11 protein-coding genes and 1 pseudogene are annotated in these 23,236 nt (G+C 41.3%); all 12 read right to left on the bottom strand.

The window, feature by feature from the left end; all coding sequences use genetic code 11:
- Positions 1-46: 46 nt before the first annotated feature.
- The 12 genes and pseudogenes from tig to ACORHU_RS01825 all read right to left on the bottom strand — a co-directional run bounded on the left by tig (position 47) and on the right by ACORHU_RS01825 (position 23,141).
- On the bottom strand, positions 47-1,330 hold the full coding sequence (gene tig, locus ACORHU_RS01880; protein ID WP_000116491.1) for a trigger factor: 1,284 nt from the start codon (positions 1,328-1,330) through the stop codon (positions 47-49).
- A gap of 83 nt (positions 1,331-1,413) precedes the next feature.
- Positions 1,414-2,079 (bottom strand): annotated as a pseudogene (locus ACORHU_RS01875) (DNA alkylation repair protein).
- Positions 2,080-2,712 (bottom strand): response regulator, encoded by a 633-nt coding sequence (locus ACORHU_RS01870; RefSeq protein ID WP_434364640.1) that lies wholly within the window; start codon positions 2,710-2,712, stop codon positions 2,080-2,082.
- Positions 2,713-2,725: 13 nt separating this feature from the next.
- Positions 2,726-3,721: a sensor histidine kinase gene (locus ACORHU_RS01865; RefSeq protein WP_261443381.1), complete on the bottom strand. Its 996-nt coding sequence runs from the start codon at positions 3,719-3,721 to the stop codon at positions 2,726-2,728.
- Complete coding sequence (gene liaF / locus ACORHU_RS01860; RefSeq protein WP_173268195.1) at positions 3,718-4,416, bottom strand: cell wall-active antibiotics response protein LiaF; 699 nt, start codon at positions 4,414-4,416, stop codon at positions 3,718-3,720. The genes ACORHU_RS01865 and liaF overlap by 4 nt, the downstream gene beginning before the upstream one ends.
- Positions 4,417-4,492: 76 nt before the next feature.
- Positions 4,493-5,503, bottom strand: a complete 1,011-nt coding sequence (fni, locus tag ACORHU_RS01855) for a type 2 isopentenyl-diphosphate Delta-isomerase (RefSeq protein ID WP_261443380.1) — start codon at positions 5,501-5,503, stop codon at positions 4,493-4,495.
- Complete coding sequence (locus ACORHU_RS01850) at positions 5,487-6,494, bottom strand: phosphomevalonate kinase (RefSeq protein ID WP_414339602.1); 1,008 nt, start codon at positions 6,492-6,494, stop codon at positions 5,487-5,489. The genes fni and ACORHU_RS01850 overlap by 17 nt, the downstream gene beginning before the upstream one ends.
- A complete protein-coding gene (mvaD, locus tag ACORHU_RS01845) occupies positions 6,481-7,434 on the bottom strand; it encodes a diphosphomevalonate decarboxylase (protein ID WP_261443377.1) in 954 nt (317 codons plus the stop codon). Before mvaD ends, ACORHU_RS01850 begins: the two co-directional genes overlap by 14 nt.
- Positions 7,416-8,294, bottom strand: a complete 879-nt coding sequence (gene mvk / locus ACORHU_RS01840; protein WP_434364639.1) for a mevalonate kinase — start codon at positions 8,292-8,294, stop codon at positions 7,416-7,418. Before mvk ends, mvaD begins: the two co-directional genes overlap by 19 nt.
- A 228-nt stretch (positions 8,295-8,522) precedes the next feature.
- Positions 8,523-9,602 (bottom strand): choline-binding protein CbpC, encoded by a 1,080-nt coding sequence (gene cbpC / locus ACORHU_RS01835; RefSeq protein WP_434364638.1) that lies wholly within the window; start codon positions 9,600-9,602, stop codon positions 8,523-8,525.
- A 17-nt stretch (positions 9,603-9,619) separates the two neighbouring features.
- Positions 9,620-10,627: a choline-binding protein CbpJ gene (gene cbpJ, locus ACORHU_RS01830; protein ID WP_004245130.1), complete on the bottom strand. Its 1,008-nt coding sequence runs from the start codon at positions 10,625-10,627 to the stop codon at positions 9,620-9,622.
- Between the two features lie 439 nt (positions 10,628-11,066).
- Positions 11,067-23,141: an Ig-like domain-containing protein gene (locus tag ACORHU_RS01825; protein ID WP_434364637.1), complete on the bottom strand. Its 12,075-nt coding sequence runs from the start codon at positions 23,139-23,141 to the stop codon at positions 11,067-11,069.
- Between the last annotated feature and the right edge of the window lie 95 nt (positions 23,142-23,236).

Genomic DNA, 23,236 nt, shown 5'->3' with positions numbered 1-23,236 from the left:
GCATAAGAAATCCCACCTAATCAGGTGGGATTTTTGTTTATTATGATTATTTAACTGTTGCTGTGCTTGTAATCAATTCAACAGCTTTTTTGATTGTGATGTCGTGTTTCAACATATCAGCTGAAAGCAAGCTTTGTACTTGAGCAACTTCCATGTTGTAGTCTGCTGCCAATTGCTCAACTTCTTTTTGGATTTCTTCTTCTGAAGCATCAAATCCTTCAGCTTTGGCAACTGCTTCGATAACAAGGTTAGTCTTAGTACGTGACTCAGCTTCTGCTTGGTATTGATTGTGAAGGTCTTCTTGAGTAGTTCCAGTGATTTGGAAGTACATGTCAGGGTTGATACCTTGACGTTGCAAGTTTCCAAGGAATTCGTTTACTGAGCGGTGAACTTCTTCATGAATCATTTCTTCTGGAAGTTCTACGATTTCAGCGTTTTCTACAGCTTTATCAATTGCTGCACCTTCAACTGCATCTTTGTAAGCTTCTTCTTTAGCAGCAGCCAATTCGTTACGATATTTTTCTTTCAATTCAGCAAGTGTTTCAACTTCTTCGTCGATGTCTTTTGCAAGCTCATCGTCAAGAGCTGGAACTTCTTTAGCTTTTACTTCGTGGATAGTTGTCACGAATTTAGCTTCTTTACCTGCAAGATCTTCTGCTTGGTAGTCTTCTGGGAATGTTACGATAACGTCAACAGTTTCGCCAGCTGAGTGACCTACCAATTGATCTTCGAAACCAGGGATGAATTGACCTGAACCAAGTCCAAGTGAGAAGTTTTCACCTTTTCCTCCATCAAATTCAACACCGTCGATAGAACCAACGAAGTCGATGACAACAGTGTCGCCGTTTTCAGCAGCAGCTTCCTTGATAACCAATTCAGCCAAGTTGTTGCGTTCACGTTCGATACGCTCTTCAACATCAGCGTCAGTTACTTCTTTTTCAACATCTACTGATACTTCAAGGTTTTTGTAGTCACCCAATTTTACTTCAGGTTTTGTCACAACTTCAGCAGTGATAACCCAGTCTTGACCTTTTTCCATTGAAGTTACATCAATTTTTGGTTGAGCAACGACTTCAAGACCAGCTTCTTTTACAGCTGCTTCATAAGCGTTTGGCAAAAGAGCGTTCATAACGTCTTGGTAAAGTGATTCTTCACCAAATTTTTTGTCGAAGATAGGGCGTGGAAGGTGACCTTTACGGAAACCTGGAACATTAAGAGATTTCTTCACTGAGTTGAAGACACGGTCCAATTCTGGTTTGATTTGGTCTTGAGAGATAGTGAAAGTCAAGACACCACGGTTTGTTTCTTTGTTTTCAAATGATACAGACATTCTGTCATTTCTCCTTAAAATTTTTTAAATACAGTCTATTATAACATAAATGAGCGACTTTTTTCAAGTAATGAATGTGCTTTTCAATGATGGGAGAGGTACTTGCTCGCTTCTTTGATACTAAGTTCAGCCATTCTTTCCTTGTTTTTCTCAATGAAGCATGCTACCCAAGCTGGATTCGTTTTGGAGTAGTCTCTCAGAGCCCAGCCAATGGCTTTATTGATAAAGAATTCTGTTTGATTCAAATTATGAAACAGAATCTTTTCCAGTAATTGAACATTGGTCTTCTCTTTTCTTAACAACTGGTGGTCAATAGCGACGCGTCTCAACCAGATATTGTCTGACAGGCTCCATTGGAGGATTATTTTTTCCAGTTCCTGCTTCTCATACACCAAACTCCCTACTACTCGATCTAGGATATCCACCGTATCCCACCAAGACTTGGTAACAACCAACTGCTCTAGCTTAGGCAAATCGCTGTCCTTCAGATAAGACTGCATGGCTTTCAAATAATTGGCAGCCACATACTGGTATTCTCTAGACTCTTTTTCCCAGCAAGTATCTACAAAATCCCAATCGATAATCTTTGTTTTTTTCTCTTCTGGAAAGTATTTTTTATAGAGTTTATTTCTTTCTGGCGCCGCAACGCCTAGAAAGGAAAATTAATGGCGCATATAGGTCTCCATAGGCCCTGCTTTTTTAGGATTTTTTGCTGCTTCTAACTCCTCAAGTAAATCTGTTAGACTCATCTAAAAGTCCTCATGCCCTACCAAGTGGTGCTGAAAGGCATAGACAGCCGCCTGGGTACGATCGCTGACTTCAAGTTTGGCAAGAATGTTAGACACGTGCGTCTTGACCGTCTTGAGAGAGATAAAAAGTTCATCTGCGATGCGCTGATTTTCGTAGCCCTTGGCGATGAGTTTGAGTACATCTCGCTCACGAGCAGTCAGGTCCTCATGTAGTTCTATGTGATTGCGGTGGTATTCGACTTTTTTGCTGACCTCTTGCTCAATGGCCAACTCTCCAGCAGCCACCTTACGGACGGCATGGAGTAATTCGTCTGCACTAGAAGTCTTAAGCATATAGCCACGAGCACCTGCATCTAAGACGGGCATGATTTTTTCATTGTCCAAGTACGAAGTCACAATCAAAATCTTGGCTTCAGGCCATTCTTTGAGGATGGCCAAGGTCGCCTCAATTCCATTCATTTCAGGCATGACAATATCCATGACAATGACATCTGGACGTAATTCCAAAGCCAAGTCAATGCCTTGAGCCCCATTGGATGCCTCACCCACAACTTCTACATCATCTTGGAGGTCAAAGTAGCTTTTCAAGCCCAAGCGGACCATTTCATGGTCATCTACTAGTAAAATTCTCATCTTTACTCCTTTATCATTCCTTATCGAGCAAGGGAATGCGGATATCAACTGCCAGCCCTTGCTTGGGAGCTGTTAATAACTGAACCGTACCTGCCATATCTTCAACCCGCTCCTTGATATTACGGAGTCCATAACTCAAGTCATCTAAACTCCCCAACTGGAAACCAATCCCATTGTCCACCACCTTCAGTTGCAATTCAACATTCGTCTGATAGAGATAGACATCCAGACAAGAGGCCTGGGCATGGCGGAGAGTATTGCTAATCAACTCCTGCAAGATTCGGAAAATATGCTCCTCAATCTTCTTGGGCAATTTCGTCACATTTTGCTTGAAACTAACCTTTAGATCACTCTTGTCCTCAAGCTCTTTTAAGAGGATTTGAATTCCCTCAACCAGACTCTTCTGCTCCAGTTCAACTGGTCTCAAATGCAAGAGCAAGACTCTCAAGTCCTTTTGGGCTGTTTCAAGGATGGCTGTGACACTCTGCAACTGGGTCTGCATCTTTTCTCTATCCAGTTTCAAAGCCTGCTGACTGACACCTGATAAAATCATGTGAGCTGCAAACAACTCCTGACTGACTGTATCGTGCAAATCCCGAGCAATCCGCTTCCGTTCCTTTTCGATGATTTCCTCTTCCTTAGCAAGACTGTAATTTTCAGCCTTTTGAAGAGCCTCTGTCAAGAGGTTAAGTTTTCCTGACAAGGACTTGAAACTGGCGTCCAAATCTGGATCTGAAACCTGAACCACTTCTTGCCCTGCCAATAAACGCTTGAGATTGGCCTGCATTTTTCTTAGAAAAAGCTCTTCCACACCTCGCCAAAACAGGGCTAAGAGACAGGTCATGGACATGCTGAAAACCAACAACAAAAAGACAAATTTTTCTGTTTTTTCGACATCATGCAGGAAAAGAGACCAGTCAAAATCAAGGATTTCCAGCAAGCTGTGGGAGAGAAATGAGACAAATAGGACAGAGGTGAGGGCAATGATTATATAAGCTTGTTTTTTCATCCTCTGACCACCTCCACATCCCCAATCATAGTGGTCAAGAGAATCTTGATGCTCTTGTTACTCTTGAGATAGTCTCTTGTTTCCTGATGATAGTGTTCATTGCGGAGGGCTCGCTTGGGATGATTGAAAAAAGTCAAATCCCCATAAAGACAATTAACACTGAGACTGACTTCCACATCTACAGGTACAATGATTTTAGTTGTTCCTACCATCTTTCTGAGGATAATAACATTATCATGATTGGTTAGGATGACCCTCTCCAGATGAATGGTGTCCTTGCCCATAAGACGAAAGAGATTGATATCATCAAACTGGCAAGTCTGGTAGCTTGAAAAATGATGGAGATTCCCAAACCAACGATTTTTCTCCTTCTTAACCGTCACCACCTCTTCAAACACCAAATTTGTCTGCTCTTTTTCCTGATTCATCATCGGATAAAGAAGAAAGAGACTGTATATGACCGCAACAAAAATCGCTAGAATCACAAAGGGATTGAGCATGACGATGAAAAAGAAGAGAATGGTTGCCACCACTAACAGAAGGTTATTCCCCTCTTTACCAGTGTAATAGCGAATCAAAAGTAAAAAGAGGAATAGAATCAGCAGAAAACGCGAAAAATGCTCTGATACCATCAAAATCAGAGCTCCCGTCAAAAGACAGGCTTCGATAAATAAAAAGATTTTAAATTTTCTCATACATGTATCCTCTTCCTTCTATTTTATCACAATTCAAAAAAGTCACCTCGGTCTGAAGATGGAAAAAAGGCGGTGGTTACGCCTTTTTCATCTGATCATTTGCTTCTTTTAGTTTGCCGTAAAGAATATAGTCTACGCTTTGCAAATCTGCTACGGTAGCACAATTAAGGGCACACATAATCAAACGCAAATCTGCTTTCCAGCTTTGGACAATGCCAATCACCTCTTCGACTGAATAGGTTTCAACCAATTCCAGAACTGTTCGAGACAGTCCCACAGCCTTGGCACCAAAGACCAGACACTTAATCATATCCAGCGGATTGCGAACGCCACCACTGACCAAGAGTTGAACCTTATCTTTCCAGTCTTTGGCATTGAGAAGGGCTTGCATAGTGGACTGGCCCCATTGATTGAGGTAGCCACGTTGACCACTGCGACGGTTTTCGATATAAGCAAAGCTAGTTCCACCACGACCTGATAGGTCGACAGTTCGAACCCCTAGTTCATAGGCTCTTTCAATGGTCTTTACATCCATCCCAAAGCCCACTTCCTTTAGGACAATAGGAACGGGGATTTGCTTGCTATAGTCTGCCAGATGCGATTGCCAGCTTCGAAACTTTCTTTCTCCCTCTGGCATGAGTAATTCCTGCATGACATTGACATGCACTTGTAGGAGAAGAGGACTCATCTCTTCTACAGTCTGAAGACCTAACTCGACAGGCTTGTCCAATCCAATATTGGTTCCAAGAAGGAGATTTGGATGACTAGACTTGACAGAAAATGAATCATCTGTAGGATCCTTGAGGGCTGCGCTATAAGAACCCGTCACAAACAAAATCCCACAGGCTTCCGCCACCTGAGCTAGTTTTTGATTGATTTCTCGTCCTTTATCACTTCCACCTGTCATGGCATTGATATAAAAAGGAAAATCCCACTTTCGACCTGCAAACTCTGTAGACAAATCAATCTCATCCAGGTCGTAAAGAGGCAAGGAAGAATGAATCAACTCCACCTCATCAAAGCTATTATAGGAACTTTTCTGTTCAAGGGCATAGCGGATATGCTCGTCCTTACGATTTGTCGTCATGTCCTATCCTTTCTTGGTATAAGAGCTCAATCCCCAGATCGGCCCAACGATTTTTTAAGGTTTCAGTTGATTGCGCATCAAAACTCAAAGCAATCCCACAGTCACCACCACCAGCGCCACTACTCTTGGCAACAGCTTGCAAATCTTGACTGGCTTCTTTCAGTTGTCTGAGCGAAGGTGTGTAAATATCTGAGCTCAAGTCTTCTAAAAGTTGACTGGCTACTTCTACTTGCTCGATAACTTTTTCGGCTTTTCCTTGCTCCAAGGCTTCTACCAAAGTAGCTACCATTTCTTTTGAGGAAGTTAAAAAATTCTGATTGATGTTTTGCTTGATTTGCTTGACCATATCACTAGATACGGCCACTTCCTTGGTCCATCCTACTAGGAAATCACATTCTAGGGCAGGTTGTACGTGTGAGATTGAAAATCCCCAATCACGCTCCAAAACTATCACCAAGTTTTCTTCTTCCAACCAAGCAGCCACCTTCTGGCGATCAAATGACTGGTAGAGAACCAAATCCTCTGCCACGATACAGGCAAGGTCTCCCATAGAGCCATTGTCTCCTCGCTTGAGCAAGACCGCGCTAGCCAGCTTGAATAATAAATCCTGATCAACCGTAATATCATATAGAGCCAGTAGGGCCTTAATCACCAAGACAACGATGCTGCCACTAGAACCCAGACCAAACTTTTTCCCTTCCCGTTCCATTTTTCCTCGAATCTCTAGAGAAAAGGGTCTTAAATCCTGACCTCGATAAGTCAGGAAATCTTCCACTAAAGCAATCGTTTCTTGAATCAAGCTGTAGTCAGGATTTGGTGTCAAGTCCACTGCAAAATCAAACATATCCGAATAGATACGGTAGCTGTCAGAAAAAACAATCTCAGCCCTCATATAGATAGGAATAGCCTTTATCAAGGCTAACTGTCCTGGCTCTAGAATAGCATATTCACCTGCCCAATAGAGCTTTCCGCAAGTTTTAACAGCAATCATCTTGGCTCAAATCCTTTGTTTTTGATACAATCAAGCGATAACGCTGACTGAAGATTCCAGATAAATGCTCCAAGTCTTTCTCTTGACAAAGAACTTTGACATTGGGACCAGCATCCATGGTAAAGTAGCAGGCCTCTCCTTGCTCACGGAGCTGGCGAACAAAGTCCATGGCTTCATAAGATGCATCTGTCAGATATGAAAAGGCTGGACTAGCAGTTTTTGTCGTAGCGTGCATAGCAAGGGCATTTTTCTCTGTTAGTTCCCCAACCTTGGCAAAGTCATTTTCTTTGAGGTAAACCAGCATATCCTGATAATCTTTCTCAGACTGGCGCACCCAGTCATCAAATGTCGTCGAAGTTTCCACACAAAGTTTCATACCGTCACGGCTAGAAATTGGTTTTTTCTTGTCTTCTAGCACCAACATAATCATAGCTAATTTCAAGTCTGTCTCTACAGGGTAAATTTCCCCACTATCCTTATCCCAGGCACCTAGCGGTCCATAAAAACTCCGAGAAGAAGATCCTGAGGCAAACTTAGCCTCCTGCGCCAACTGGCTCCGATTCAAACCAAGCTTGAAATAAGCATTACAAGCCTTGACCAGGGCGGACAAACCGCTAGAACTTGAGGACAGACCCGCCGCGGTAGGCATATTGTTCTGAGTATCAATACGGACAAAGCCCTCACCATCTGGACGATAACGGTCAATAATCTTACTCATCTTAGCATGCTCCGCCTCATTTTGTAGCTGACCATTGATATAAAAGGCATCGGCAATCGCATTCGTCGGTAAAGGCGACAAAGTCGTCTCTGTGTACATATTTTCCAAAGTCAGAGAAATACTGCTAGTAGCAGGTACCATCTCTTTTTCTTTTTTCTTTCCCCAATATTTGATAATAGCAATATTTGCGTAGGAACGTACTGTTACAGGCTCTCGATCCATGTCTGAACAGCTCCTTTCTCTTCTAATCTTTCTGCTAATTCTTGTGCGTGTGGCAAATTGGTTGCCAAAGCTATGATACAGCCTCCTAGCCCACCACCGCTCATCTTGGCACCCAGAGCACCATGGCTAAGAGCCGTTTCGACCAGAGAGTCTGACTCAGGACTACTAACACCAATTTCTTTTAAATGTAAATGCGCTTGACTGAGTATTTGTCCCAGTCCTTCAGTATCTTTTTGTGAAATCGCATCCTCTGCCTGCTGGGTCAATTCTCCCAAGTCATGCAAAAACGGTAGGGCATCTTTCCCCTTACTTTGAACCACTTGGATGGCTTCACGAGTGTGACCATAAACACCCGTATCAGCAATGACTAAATAGGCGGATAGATCCATCTCAAGCTCTGTAAATCCTACATTCTTGATAAAGCGAATAGGTTGGTCACTGAGACAGGTCTTAGCATCCAAACCACTTGGATTCATATGGGCAATCATCTCAGCCCGATTGACCAAGATTTCTAGTACATCATGAGGCAGATCAGCACCATAATAGTCAAATACCGCACGAATGGCCGCTATGCTGATAGCCGCTGACGAACCCATTCCCCGTTTTTCAGGGATAGCCGAGTCAATCTCACAGCGAATGCAGGCTTCTGTGATATCCAAATACTCCAGCGAAGCATAAACTGCCATAGACAAGGTATCCTCCTCATAGAGGCGCCAAGGACTCGCTGCAGGAACCACCTTACAAGTCACCTCCACCCCCAAAAGAGGTAAGGAAATAGCAGGATAACCATAAACGACCGCATGCTCCCCTATTAAAATAATCTTACTATGCGCCTGACCGACACCAAGTTTTTTTGTCATATTTTCCTTTTACTAGACGAAAAAGCCGTCTCATACTCAATGAAAATCAAAAAGCAAACTAGGAAGCTAGCCGCAGGCTGTACTTGAGTACGGTAAGGCGACGCTGACGTGGTTTGAATTTGATTTTCGAAGAGTATTATTTTTTCCTACAAGTATTTATTCTCTCCTATCTATTTTATTATATTTTCACAAAAAAAGCGATTGTTTCCTTTACAATCGCCTCTTTCATTATTGAATCCATTCGCCATTATAATTGACAGAATAGCCTTCTACAGTGGTATTCACTGCTAAAGCACCTGAGCTATAAGCATAGTACCATTTACTACCGACCTGGAACCAGCCAGTTGCCATTGCTCCTGATGAACGGAGATAGTACCACTTGTTACCAAAGTATTGCCAGCCCGTTTTCATATCACCATTTTCAGCATCTAAATAGTACCAAGTTGAGTCTTCTTGATACCAGCCAGTTGCCATGGCTCCTGATGAACGGAGGTAGTACCACTTGTTACCAAGGTATTGCCAACCTGTTTTCATATCACCATTTGGCTGGTCTAAATAATACCAAGTGCTACCTTCCTGATACCAGCCAGTTGCCATGGCTCCTGATGAACGGAGGTAGTACCAGTTATTACCTAGATATTGCCATCCTGTTCGCATAATACCAGTTTCTGGGTCTAGGTAATACCATGGAGCAGGTTTGCTTCTATCAATGTCAATAGTAACATGAAAATCTTGAGTCCAACCCTTAGCAACTTCACCAATTGGTAGTGGATTGTAAGAATCATCGCCAAAATTTCCTAGCTTATTTAAATAATACCAATTGCCGTCTTCATAAACCCAGCCTGTCTTTACAGCATAATGATTATCAAAATAATAAGTTCTCTTTTCAGGAGATGAAGTATATTGTTCACCATATACTTTTCCTGTATTTTCAGACGTTTTTGCCTCTAGTACTTGTTTATCTGTTTGTTCTAGCAAAGCTCCATCTGAGCTAAAATAATACCATTTTTGTTGGAGTCCAATTTCATTAATTGGTTGGTTATCTAATAAATTATCACGATAACCTGTTCCAGGAATTTCTAAGTATTGCCATCCAACTACCATTTCTCCTTTATCACCAAAATAATAAATTTTACCGTCTATTTTATGCCAATAAATTGCTTTATGATCATCTTTTACATAATATTTTCTATTATCCTTATCAACAAATTGGCCACCTGTGGTATCCGCAAATACAGTATTAGTAGCTAGCAAACCAAAGAAAAATGCTGTTAGTCCAACTTGCATAGTTTTTTTAAAAAGTTTCATTTATATGTCCTCCAATATTAAATCCACTCACCAGATGAGGCGAAATTATAAACTTTACCATCGATAGTCTGGCTACCTGTAACCATTGCTCCATTTGAATTGAGATAATACCAGTTTCCATTTACTTTGGTCCAACCTGTCTTCATATCTCCATTACTTGCATTTAGGTAGTACCAAGTTGAACCATCTTTCACCCAACCAGTTGCCATGGCTCCTGATGAACGGAGATAGTACCACTTGTTACCAAGATATTGCCAGCCTGTTTTCATATCGCCATTTTCAGCATCTAAATAGTACCAAGTTAAGCCTTCCTGATACCAGCCAGTTGTCATAGCTCCTGATGAACGGAGGTAGTACCACTTATTGCCAATTTGCTTCCAACCAGTTTGCATGATACCAGTTTCTGAATCTAGATAGTACCAAGCTGAACCATCATTTATCCAACCTGCACGTCTTTCACCACCAATATAGTTTTCTCCATTAATTTCCGTTTTAGCTAGATAATACCAATTAGACTGGTCATAAAGCCAACCTGTCTCTAAAGAATGATTTTGATTAAAGTAATAGTTCGTGTAAAAACTCTTCTCTTCTTTATCTTCCGGGTTTGTACGTTTTTCCCCATACTTTCTTCCAACACTGTCTTTAGTTTTAACCTCTAATGCTTTCCAACCAACAAACTCTTGTAGCACTCCATTTTTGTCAAAGTAGTACCATTCTGGCATTGGGGAACCTTCTAATCTTATACCATTAGGGTAAGGACCAATTGTATATCCTTTAACTGGCATTGGAATGTACTGCCAACCAACAACCATTTCACCATTATAATCAAAATAATAGGTCTTGCCATCAATCACTCGCCAGTAGGTTTCTTTGAGTTCCCCCTTCTTGTAGTAGGTTCTACCATTTTCTTGAACAAATTGCCAGCCTTCTGAATCAGCATCATCCGCTAATACTGCACTTGTCGCTAGCAAACCAAAGAAAAAGACTGCTAATGCGATTTGCATCAATTTTTTTATTATTTTCATTAGACGTATCCTCCTGCAAGAATTATAGTAAAAATTAAATTGTATGTCAATATGACGGCTTTAAAATCATATAATAACGAAACATATTAAAAATTGAAACAGTAGTAGTACACTTTGGCTTTGAAAATATTTTTAGAAATTATAGTATATTGAAACCATAATAGTACACCATGACTCCTAAAATATATCATATTGAATCTAGAATACTACATTGTGCATACTAAAATATTCCTAGAAATTAATTTGAATTTCCTAATCTATTTCTTCACATCTTATTTCACTCCACTATATTATGACGCGCTTACAGTCAGCCTTCAACTTCCTGAAATGCAAAAATCCCCTAGCAGACTTTCCTGCTAGGAGATTTTCTTATGAGAGGTACTTATTTAAGCTTTGAAAATCGGACTTATCATCTGATAATTATCAAATAATCTGCCAATTAAGCTTCTTCGTCTTCTTTACGACGACGGCCTGCAAGACCAAGACCAAGTAATGCACTTGCGGCTGCTGCTACCATAGCTACAGTAGAATCTGCTGTACCTGTATTTGGCAACTCTTTCGCTCCTGCTTTCTTAGCTGGTGTTGCTGCATGTGAGCCTTGTTCAGCAGATGTAACTGCTTTATCAGCTGGTGCTACTGCATGTGAGCCTTGTTCAGCAGATGTAACTGCTTTATCAGCTGGGATTACAGCTGTGCTACCATCTGGGAAGGTTACTGTAGTTGTGCCATCTTTACCTACTTTAACATCTGTTGCTGTTGGGTTTGATTTCTTAACTGCTTCTGCTACCTTAGCTTTTTCAGCGTCTGTCAAGTTGCTTGGATCTGTAACTTGTGTTACTGATGGATCTTTAACACCATCTGCATCCTTAGACTTATCATCTGCTTTATTAGCTGGGATTACTGCTGTTGTGCCATCTTTACCTACTTTAACATCTGTTGCTGTTGGATTAGATTTCTTAACTGCCTTATCTGCTGGGATTACTGCTGTTGTACCATCTGGGTAAGTGACAGTTACTGTGCCATCTTTGCCAACTTTAACATCAGTTACTGTTGGGTTAGCTTTCTTAACTGCTTCTGCTACCTTAGCTTTTTCTGCTTCAGTCAAGTTGCTTGGATCTACAACTGGTGTTACCGCTGGATCCTTAACTGCATTATCTGATGATTTCTTAACTGCATCACCTGATGGAATAACGGCTGTGCTGCCATCTGGGAAGGTTACTGTAGTTGTACCATCTTTGCCAACTTTAACATCTGTTACTGTTGGGTTTGATTTCTTAACTTCGTCTGCTACCTTAGCTTTTTCTGCTTCAGTCAAGTTGCTTGGATCTACAACTGGTGTTACCGCTGGATCCTTAACTGCGTTATCTGATGATTTCTTAACTGCATCACCTGATGGAATAACGGCTGTGCTGCCATCTGGGAAGGTTACTGTAGTTGTACCATCTTTGCCAACTTTAACATCTGTTACTGTTGGGTTTGATTTCTTAACTTCGTCTGCTACCTTAGCTTTTTCTGCTTCAGTCAAGTTGCTTGGATCTACAACTGGTGTTACCGCTGGATCCTTAACTGCGTTATCTGATGATTTCTTAACTGTATCACCTGATGGAATAACGGCTGTGCTGCCATCTGGGAAGGTTACTGTAGTTGTGCCATCTTTGCCAACCTTAACATCTGTTACTGTTGGGTTTGATTTCTTAACTTCGTCTGCTACCTTAGCTTTTTCTGCTTCAGTCAAGTTGCTTGGATCTACAACTGGTGTTACCGCTGGATCCTTAACTGCGTTATCTGATGATTTCTTAACTGTATCACCTGATGGAATAACGGCTGTGCTGCCATCTGGGAAGGTTACTGTAGTTGTGCCATCTTTGCCAACCTTAACATCTGTTACTGTTGGGTTTGATTTCTTAACTTCGTCTGCTACCTTAGCTTTTTCTGCTTCAGTCAAGTTGCTTGGATCTACAACTGGTGTTACCGCTGGATCCTTAACTGCGTTATCTGATGATTTCTTAACTGTATCACCTGATGGAATAACGGCTGTGCTGCCATCTGGGAAGGTTACTGTAGTTGTGCCATCTTTGCCAACCTTAACATCTGTTACTGTTGGGTTTGATTTCTTAACTTCGTCTGCTACCTTAGCTTTTTCTGCTTCAGTCAAGTTGCTTGGATCTACGACTGGTGTTACCGCTGGTTTAGCTGGAGCTTTTGTATCATTAGTTGCGGTTGCTGGAGCACTTGGTTCTGATACATTGCCTGCTGGATCTGTTGCTTTCGCTGTTACGTCTCCTGCTGGAAGCTCTTTCGTTGGTGTGATTGTAGCTTTTCCGTTTTCGTCCGCTACGCCTTCACCAAGCTTGTGACCATCTTTGTCGAACAACTCAACCTTAGATCCTGGTTCTGCTGTCACTTCAACTGGTGTCTTAGTTCCTGCTTTATCTGTTAGATCTGTCTTAACTTCTGGTTTAGCTGGAGCTTTTGTATCCTTAGTTGCGGTTGCTGGAACACTTGGTTCTGATACATTGCCTGCTGGATCTGTTGCTTTCGCTGTTACGTCTCCTGCTGGAAGCTCTTTCGTTGGTGTGATTGTAGCTTTTCCGTTTTCGTCCGCTACGCCTTCACCAAGCTTGTGACCATCTTTATCGAACAACTCAACCTTAGATCCTGGTTCTGCTGTCACTTCAACTGGTGTCTTAGTTCCTGCTTTATCTGTTAGATCTGTCTTAACTTCTGGTTTAGCTGGAGCTTTTGTATCCTTAGTTGCGGTTGCTGGAACACTTGGTTCTGATACATTGCCTGCTGGATCTGTTGCTTTCGCTGTTACGTCTCCTGCTGGAAGCTCTTTCGTTGGTGTGATTGTAGCTTTTCCGTTTTCGTCCGCTACGCCTTCACCAAGCTTGTGACCATCTTTGTCGAACAACTCAACTTTAGATCCTGGTTCTGCTGTCACTTCAACTGGTGTCTTAGTTCCTGCTTTATCTGTTAGATCTGTCTTAACTTCTGGTTTAGCTGGAGCTTTTGTATCTGCTGTTGCTTTTTCTGGTGTGCTTGGTTCTGACACATTGCCTGCTGGATCTGTTGCTTTCGCTGTTACGTCTCCTGCTGGAAGCTCTTTCGTTGGTGTGATTGTAGCTTTTCCGTTTTCATCCGCTACGCCTTCACCAAGCTTGTGACCATCTTTATCGAACAACTCAACCTTAGATCCTGGTTCTGCTGTCACTTCAACTGGTGTCTTAGTTCCTGCTTTATCTGTTAGATCTGTTTTGATTTCTGGTTTAGCTGGAGCTTTTGTATCTGCTGTTGCTTTTTCTGGTGTGCTTGGTTCTGACACATTGCCTGCTGGATCTGTTGCTTTCGCTGTTACGTCTCCTGCTGGAAGCTCTTTCGTTGGTGTAATTGTAGCTTTTCCGTTTTCGTCCGCTACGCCTTCACCAAGCTTATTACCGTCTTTATCGAACAACTCAACCTTAGATCCTGGTTCTGCTGTCACTTCAACTGGTGTCTTAGTTCCTGCTTTATCTGTTAGATCTGTCTTAACTTCTGGTTTAGCTGGAGCTTTTGTATCTGCTGTTGCTTTTTCTGGTGTGCTTGGTTCTGACACATTGCCTGCTGGATCTGTTGCTTTCGCTGTTACGTCTCCTGCTGGAAGCTCTTTCGTTGGTGTGATTGTAGCTTTTCCGTTTTCATCCGCTACGCCTTCACCAAGCTTATTACCGTCTTTATCGAACAACTCAACCTTAGATCCTGGTTCTGCTGTCACTTCAACTGGTGTCTTAGTTCCTGCTTTATCTGTTAGATCTGTCTTAACTTCTGGTTTAGCTGGAGCTTTTGTATCTGCTGTTGCTTTTTCTGGTGTGCTTGGTTCTGACACATTGCCTGCTGGATCTGTTGCTTTCGCTGTTACGTCTCCTGCTGGAAGCTCTTTCGTTGGTGTGATTGTAGCTTTTCCGTTTTCATCCGCTACGCCTTCACCAAGCTTGTGACCATCTTTATCGAACAACTCAACCTTAGATCCTGGTTCTGCTGTCACTTCAACTGGTGTCTTAGTTCCTGCTTTATCTGTTAGATCTGTTTTGATTTCTGGTTTAGCTGGAGCTTTTGTATCTGCTGTTGCTTTTTCTGGTGTGCTTGGTTCTGACACATTGCCTGCTGGATCTGTTGCTTTCGCTGTTACGTCTCCTGCTGGAAGCTCTTTCGTTGGTGTAATTGTAGCTTTTCCGTTTTCGTCCGCTACGCCTTCACCAAGCTTATTACCGTCTTTATCGAACAACTCAACCTTAGATCCTGGTTCTGCTGTCACTTCAACTGGTGTCTTAGTTCCTGCTTTATCTGTTAGGTCTGTTTTGATTTCTGGTTTAGCTGGAGCTTTTGTATCTTCTGTTGCTTTTGCTGGTGTGCTTACTTCTGATACATTTCCTGCTGGATCTGTTGCTTTCGCTGTTACATCTCCTGCTGGAAGTTTTTTCGTTGGTGTGATGGTAGCTTTTCCGTTTTCGTCTGCTACGCCTTCACCAAGCTTGTTACCATCTTTATCGAACAACTCAACCTTAGATCCTGGTTCTGCTGTCACTTCAACTGGTGTCTTAGTGCCTGCTTTATCTGTTAGATCTGTTTTGATTTCTGGTTTAGCTGGAGCTTTTGTATCCTTAGTTGCGGTTGCTGGAACACTTGGTTCTGATACATTGCCTGCTGGATCTGTTGCTTTCGCTGTTACGTCTCCTGCTGGAAGCTCTTTCGTTGGTGTGATGGTAGCTTTTCCGTTTTCGTCTGCTACGCCTTCACCAAGCTTATTACCGTCTTTGTCGAACAACTCAACTTTAGATCCTGGTTCTGCTGTCACTTCAACTGGTGTCTTAGTTCCTGCTTTATCTGTTAGATCTGTTTTGATTTCTGGTTTAGCTGGAGCTTTTGTATCTGCTGTTGCTTTTTCTGGTGCGCTTGGTTCTGATACATTTCCTGCTGGATCTGTTGCTTTCGCTGTTACGTCTCCTGCTGGAAGCTCTTTCGTTGGTGTGATGGTAGCTTTTCCGTTTTCGTCTGCTACGCCTTCACCAAACTTGTTACCATCTTTATCAAATAGCTCAACCTTAGATCCTGGTTCTGCTGTCACTTCAACTGGTGTCTTAGTTCCTGCTTTATCTGTTAGGTCTGTTTTGATTTCTGGTTTAGCTGGAGCTTTTGTATCTGCTGTTGCTTTTTCTGGTGTGCTTGGTTCTGACACATTGCCTGCTGGATCTGTTGCTTTCGCTGTTACGTCTCCTGCTGGAAGCTCTTTCGTTGGTGTGATGGTAGCTTTTCCGTTTTCGTCTGCTACGCCTTCACCAAGCTTGTTACCGTCTTTGTCGAACAACTCAACCTTAGATCCTGGTTCTGCTGTCACTTCAACTGGTGTCTTAGTTCCTGCTTTATCTGTTAGATCTGTTTTGATTTCTGGTTTAGCTGGAGCTTTTGTATCTGGTGTTGCTTTTTCTGGTGCGCTTGGTTGTGATACATTTCCTGCTGGATCTGTTGCTTTCGCTGTTACGTCTCCTACTGGAAGCTCTTTCGTTGGTGTGATTGTAGCTTTACCATTTTCGTCTGCTACTCCTTCACCAATCTTGTTACCATCTTTATCAAATAACTCAACTTTAGATCCTGGTTCTGCTGTTACTTCAACTGGTGTCTTAGTTCCTGCTTTATCTGTTAAGTCTGTTTTGATTTCTGGTTTTGATGGTGCTTTTGTATCTTCTGTTGCTTTTTCTGGTGCACTTGGTTCTGATACATTTCCTGCTGGGTCTGTTGCTTTCGCTGTTACATCTCCTGCTGGAAGTTCTTTCGTTGGTGTGATTGTAGCTTTACCATTTTCGTCTGCTACTCCTTCACCAATCTTGTTACCATCTTTATCGAATAACTCAACTTTAGATCCTGGTTCTGCTGTTACTTCAACTGGTGTCTTAGTTCCTGCTTTATCTGTTAGATCTGTTTTGATTTCTGGTTTAGCTGGTGCTTTTGTATCTTCTGTTGCTTTTTCCGGTGAGCTTGGTTCTGATACATTTCCTGCTGGGTCTGTTGCTTTCGCTGTTACGTCTCCTGCTGGAAGTTCTACTGTTGGTGTGATTGTAGCTTTTCCATCTTTTCCTGCTACTCCTTCACCAATCTTGTTACCATCTTTATCAAATAACTCAACTTTAGATCCTGGTTCTGCTGTTACTTCAACTGGTGTCTTAGTTCCTGCTTTATCTGTTAAGTCTGTTTTGATTTCTGGTTTTGATGGTGCTTTTGTATCTTCTGTTGCTTTTTCTGGTGCACTTGGTTGTGATACATTTCCTGCTGAATCTGTTGCTTTCGCTGTTACGTCTCCTGCTGGAAGTTCTACTGTTGGTGTGATTGTAGCTTTTCCGTTTTCGTCTGCTACTCCTTCACCAATCTTGTTACCATCTTTATCAAATAACTCTACTTTAGATCCTGGTTCTGCTGTTACTTCAACTGGTGTCTTAGTTCCTGCTTTATCTGTTAAGTCTGTTTTGATTTCTGGTTTTGATGGTGTTGTTGTATCTTTTGTTGGCGTTGCTTTTGCTGGTGTGCTTGCTTCTGATACTTTTCCTGCTGGAGTTGTTTCTTTTGCTGTTACGTCTCCTGCTGGAAGTTCTTTCGTTGGTGTGATTGTAGCTTTTCCATCTTTTCCTGCTACTCCTTCACCAATCTTGTTACCATCTTTATCAAATAACTCTACTTTAGATCCTGGTGTTGCTGTTACTTCAACTGGTGTCTTAGTTCCTGCTTTTCCTGTTAGGTCTGTTTTGATTTCTGGTTTTGATGGTGTTGTTGTATCTTTTGTTGGCGTTGCTTTTGCTGGTGTGCTTGCTTCTGATACTTTTCCTGCTGGAGTTGTTTCTTTTGCTGTTACGTCTCCTGCTGGAAGTTCTTTCGTTGGTGTAATTGTAGCTTTTCCATCTTTTCCTGCTACTCCTTCACCAATCTTGTTACCATCTTTATCAAATAACTCTACTTTAGATCCTGGTGTTGCTGTTACTTCAACTGGTGTCTTAGTTCCTGCTTTTCCTGTTAGGTCTGTTTTGATTTCTGGTTTTGATGGTGTTGTTGTATCTTTTGTTGGCGTTGCTTTTGCTGGTGTGCTTGCTTCTGATACTTTTCCTGCTGGAGTTGTTTCTTTTGCTGTTACGTCTCCTGCTGGAAGTTCTTTCGTTGGTGTGATTGTAGCTTTTCCATCTTTTCCTGCTACTCCTTCACCAATCTTGTTACCATCTTTATCAAATAACTCTACTTTAGATCCTGGTGTTGCTGTTACTTCAACTGGTGTCTTAGTTCCTGCTTTTCCTGTTAGGTCTGTTTTGATTTCTGGTTTTGATGGTGTTGTTGTATCTTTTGTTGGCGTTGCTTTTGCTGGTGTGCTTGCTTCTGATACTTTTCCTGCTGGAGTTGTTTCTTTTGCTGTTACGTCTCCTGCTGGAAGTTCTTTCGTTGGTGTGATTGTAGCTTTTCCATCTTTTCCTGCTACTCCTTCACCAATCTTGTTACCATCTTTATCAAATAACTCTACTTTAGATCCTGGTGTTGCTGTTACTTCAACTGGTGTCTTAGTTCCTGCTTTTCCTGTTAAGTCTGTTTTAATTTCTGGTTTTGATGGTGTTGTTGTATCTTTTGTTGGCGTTGCTTTTGCTGGTGTGCTTGCTTCTGATACTTTTCCTGCTGGAGTTGTTTCTTTTGCTGTTACGTCTCCTGCTGGAAGTTCTTTCGTTGGTGTGATTGTAGCTTTTCCATCTTTTCCTGCTACTCCTTCACCAATCTTGTTACCATCTTTATCAAATAACTCTACTTTAGATCCTGGTGTTGCTGTTACTTCAACTGGTGTCTTAGTTCCTGCTTTTCCTGTTAAGTCTGTTTTAATTTCTGGTTTTGATGGTGATTCGTTCTTATCTGCATCTGTTGGTTTTTTAGTTACAAATTCTGATAATGGTTTTTTATCTTGAGAACCATCTTTATATGTTACAACAAGATTTCCTTTGTCGTCTTTTGTGACTGATTGGATCTTAGCATCTTTATCAGCTACAGCTTGACCTTTTTTGTCTGCCAAGTTAGCATCATCGTTGTTTTGAGAGTACTCAAGTTGAAGCTTCTCTTTGATTTTAGCTAAGTCAGCATCTGTTACGTTAGCTGGATCTGCTACAGTAACTTTTTCAGTTGGTGTTGCAATATCATATTTTTGAGTTTGTCCCTTAAGCATAACACGGAATGCACCTGGATCAGTTGCAGTTGAACTACCTACTGCTTTATTCTCAATAAATGCACCATCTTTATCCGTTGCAGTTGCATAACGCCATCCTAAAGCCATACCTTCTGGATTTTCTCCTTTAGTTGCTGCTTCTAGTTTGTCTTTTGCTAAACCATCTGTCGCTGCTGGAGTACCTGAATAAGTAATAACTGCTGGGGCTTTTTCTGTCGCTGGTGTCTCAGCATTGATAACATTTGCTTTAAATCCATATTGTGTATTGATAGTATTTGCTTCACCTGCAACATCAGCAAACGCTTTGTTACCACCTTGTCTTACAGTAGCACTTGCAATTTTTCCGCTATCATCTTTGAATTTAATATCGAATGAGTTTTCTTCTCCAGCATAAACATAAACTTCCTTAGTATCTTTATTAGAATAAGGAATCTCTACTGTTGGAGCTACTACTGGAGCTGCTGGTGTTGCTGGCGTTGTTGGAGTTGTTGGTGCTGAACTTGGGTCTTTAACTGTTACTTTAACTGGAACTTCTTCATTAGATCCATCTGGGTATGTTACAACTACTGTAGCATCTTTTTCACCTGGTGTCGCTGTGTCTACTGGATCTTTGAAGGCTACTTTTGTACCCTTAGGAAGATCTTTTACATTTCCAATTGAATCTTCTGCTTTTGGTGTTGTTCCTTTATTTACAGTTTGTGGTTTAGCTGTTGGTGTGTTCTTATCTGCATCTGTTGGTGCTGGATTTACTAGATATGCTGCTGCAATCTTATCTTTTGATCCGTCAGGATAAGTTATAGTAAGATTTCCTTTTTCATCCACACTGTATTGTGAATTTGCTGGAAGACTTGGGTTAGCAGATTTCACTGCTTCGATAATCTTATTCTTTTCAGTTTCACTAACGCCGTTAGAATTTGCAACATCTAATTTTGTACCTGCAACTGGTTCATATTTCTTAGCAGTCTCAAGAACATTTACTATAAGTTCTCTGTATATCGTTGTTGGTTTATCTCGATTCTTCGCATGGAAAATAACACTTGTACTTCCTGCTGGCTGGTCCATTGCAACAGTTCCACTATATTTAGCATCACGTTGTCTAATCGTACTTCCACGTGGGTCATCTAGATATCCTCCTGTTGGCTCTACTCCTTTTATAGCTAGTGGATTTTTTTCAACTGAAAATTTCCCTAAAGCTGTAGCTTGAGCTACAACATCAACATCAATTTTATCACCAGGATATACTGTAATCTCTGATTTACTTACCAATAGTCTAGTATCATTATTACCAGTTACACCACCATCCTTAACAGTCAACGGTGATGCTGTAACCGTAATCGGTGTACTCTTAGCTGACTCTTTACCACCTGCTGGTGTTGAAGTCGCTGTAATCGCTCCTGCTGGAAGACTGTTTGTAGGGTGAACAGTTGCTACACCTTGAGCATTAGCTACAGCTTCACCGATCACAACACCATCTGTGTTGTAAAGCTTAACAGTTGAACCTGCTGGTGCTTTAACTGTTACATCAGCTGGTGTACTTGCTTTACCTGCCAAATCATTGACAATTTCTGGAGCACTAGTCGCTGCATCTGCTCCTGGATTTACTAGATATGCTGCTGCAATCTTATCTTTTGATCCATCAGGATAAGTGATAGTAAGGTTCCCTTTTTCATCCACACTGTATTGTGAATTTGCTGGAAGACTTGGGTTAGCAGATTTCACTGCTTCGATAATCTTGTTCTTTTCAGTTTCACTAACGCCGTTAGAATCTGCAATATCTACTTTTGTACCTGCAACTGGTTCATATTTCTTAGCAGTCTCAAGGACTATTACTTTAAGTTCTCTGTATATCTTTGTTGGTTTATCTCGATTACTTGCATGAAAAATAATACTGTTAGTTCCTGCTGGCTGATCCATTGCAACAGTACCACTATATTTAGCATCACGTTGGTTAATCGTAGCTCCATTTGAAGATCCTAGGTATCCCCCTGATGGTAATACTCCTTTTATAGCTGTCGGATTTTTCTCAACTGAAAATTTCTCTAAAGCTGTAGCTTGAGCTACAACATCAACATCAATTTTATCACCAGGATATACTGTAATAGTCTCTTTACTTACTAATAGTCTAGTATCATTATTACCAGTAACCCCACCATCAATAATAGTTAATGGTGTTTTCGTAACCGTAATCGGTGTACTCTTAGCTGACTCTGTTCCACCTGCTGGTGTTGAAGTCGCTGTAATCTCTCCTTCTGGAAGACTGTTTGTAGGGTGAACAGTTGCTACACCTTGGTCGTTAGCTACCGCTTCACCGATCACAACGCCATCTTTATTGTAAAGCTTAACAGTTGAACCTGCTGGTGCTTTAACTGTCACATCAGCTGGAGTACTTGCTTTACCTGCCAAATCGTTGACAATTTCTGGACCACTAGTTGTTGGTGTTGCTGCTGGTTTGTTAGTTGCTGCACCTGCCGCTGGTTTGTTAGTTGCTGCATCTGGCGCTGGCGTGCTTGGTTTTGGTGCTTCTGGTTTTGGAGTAACTGGCTTAGCTGGTGCTACTGCTTCTTTTTCTTTTTCAACAATTACTTTTACAGGAACTTCTTTTGTAGATGTATCCGGGTAAGTTACAACTGCTGTTGCTCGTTTTTCACCTGGAGTTCGTGTATCTACTGCATCCTTGTACTTAACTGTTGTTCCTTTTGGAAGAGTATCTAAGTTTCCAATTGATTTTGTCGCATCTGGTTTTTGACCAACTTTTACAGTTTGATCTTTCGCTGTTGGTGTGGAAACATCAGACTGCCACATCTTTATAGGGTTAGTTGCAATGTTGGCGAAACCTGCATTGGCACCAGCAGTGGCGCTACGCATCATACCAAACACAACCTTCATATCTTTCAACTGTTCGTTAGATGTTGTTGCAGGAACTTCAGTTCTAAAACTCCATGCATAGCCATCATAACCTGAACCACCCGTAGTCGAACGATCCACAATCAAACGTTTGTCATTCAAGGCAACATTATCCAATAACTCTTTAGTTCTCGGAGAAGAATTAGATGCCGCACTCTTGAAATATCTGTCCTCCTGACCGGCAAGTTTTTCTATAGAACGACCATAGATACCACTTTCCCAACCAGAAGCCAGAGAAAAGGTATCTTTTTTGTCTAATGGTAATCCAGCAGCTGTAGCTGGTGCTGGATTTTCAAACGTTACAGAACTACTCAATGCTGAACCATCAGGTTTTGTACGTTCAAGTTTTTTAGTTTTAGGATTTAATTTACCTTGGATTGGAGAGTTATATTTTGCACGTGTAATGCTAGTTGGCATATTAACTTCTGCAGGAATTTGGATGAAATTTCGATATACATCTCCTCCATCTGTATTATACGTATTAGATAGATTTTCTGCATGATCATTATAAAAGACAAGCCAATCTAATGAAGTAATCTTCCCACTAGCGTCTTTATTATATTTAACTTTATAATTTGTAACTCTAGAAACTGCATTAACAGCGTCATCTGTAGACGTGGCTTTATTAACATCATTAAGGATATAGGTATCACTATGACCATTTGCGGCTGCATTTGTACCTTCTGAATAGGCAACTTCCGCTCTAAAAGCATTATTCTTATCTAATGCTTTACCGTTACGTGAGTCGTTAGATCCTGTGTTTTCGATTGAGTTAGATTCTGATTTTTTCTCAGTGTTTTCTGCTTTTTTACCTACAGTTGGTTGTCCGTTAGTTGTGTCTACTGCTGGAGTTTCTTTTTTCTCTACAGGTTTGTTTTTTAATTTAGTGTTCGCTGTAGTTACAAGTTTATTGTAAGCTTTTGTGATTTCATCTTGAGTTGTTGCGTTTGCTAATGTAGCTTTTGCAGCTTCTAAGTCAGCTTTTAATACCGCAACACTCTCTTCTGTTTTGCTTTCGTATGTTCCGTTAGCTAATTTTGCTTCGATTTCTGCAATGTAGTTTTCAAGTTTAGTTTTGTCTAAAGCTTTAACTTCTTTTGCAGTTTCTCCATCAAGTTTTGCTGCTACAGCTGGTGTTGTAGCAACTTCTGGCTTGATTTCTGCTACAGCAGCAGGTGCCTCATAAGTCTTGCCATCTCCGTTCGGTGTAGGGTTAACATCCCCAGTAGTCGAGTTGTTTGCTACAGTAGTTTCTGCTGTGTTTGCATGAACCACTTGAGTAGCTAAGCTAGCTCCTACCGCAAAAACAAGAGAACAACCGAATAGGAAGTGCTTTCCTTTTTTGATCATTCTCCAGTTCTTTTGCTCTGCATTTTTACGATTAAAATACATTACATTGTCTCCTTTTGATTTCTAAAAATAGCATGTAGTACACATACACATACACATACACATACACATACACATACACATACACATACACATAC

Origin of the sequence: Streptococcus sp. KHUD_015, assembly GCF_051106265.1 — a bacterium.
In the GTDB taxonomy this organism is placed as follows: domain Bacteria; phylum Bacillota; class Bacilli; order Lactobacillales; family Streptococcaceae; genus Streptococcus.
Note: the sequence above shows the minus strand (reverse complement) of the source record. Positions and strands in the feature narration are given on the sequence as shown.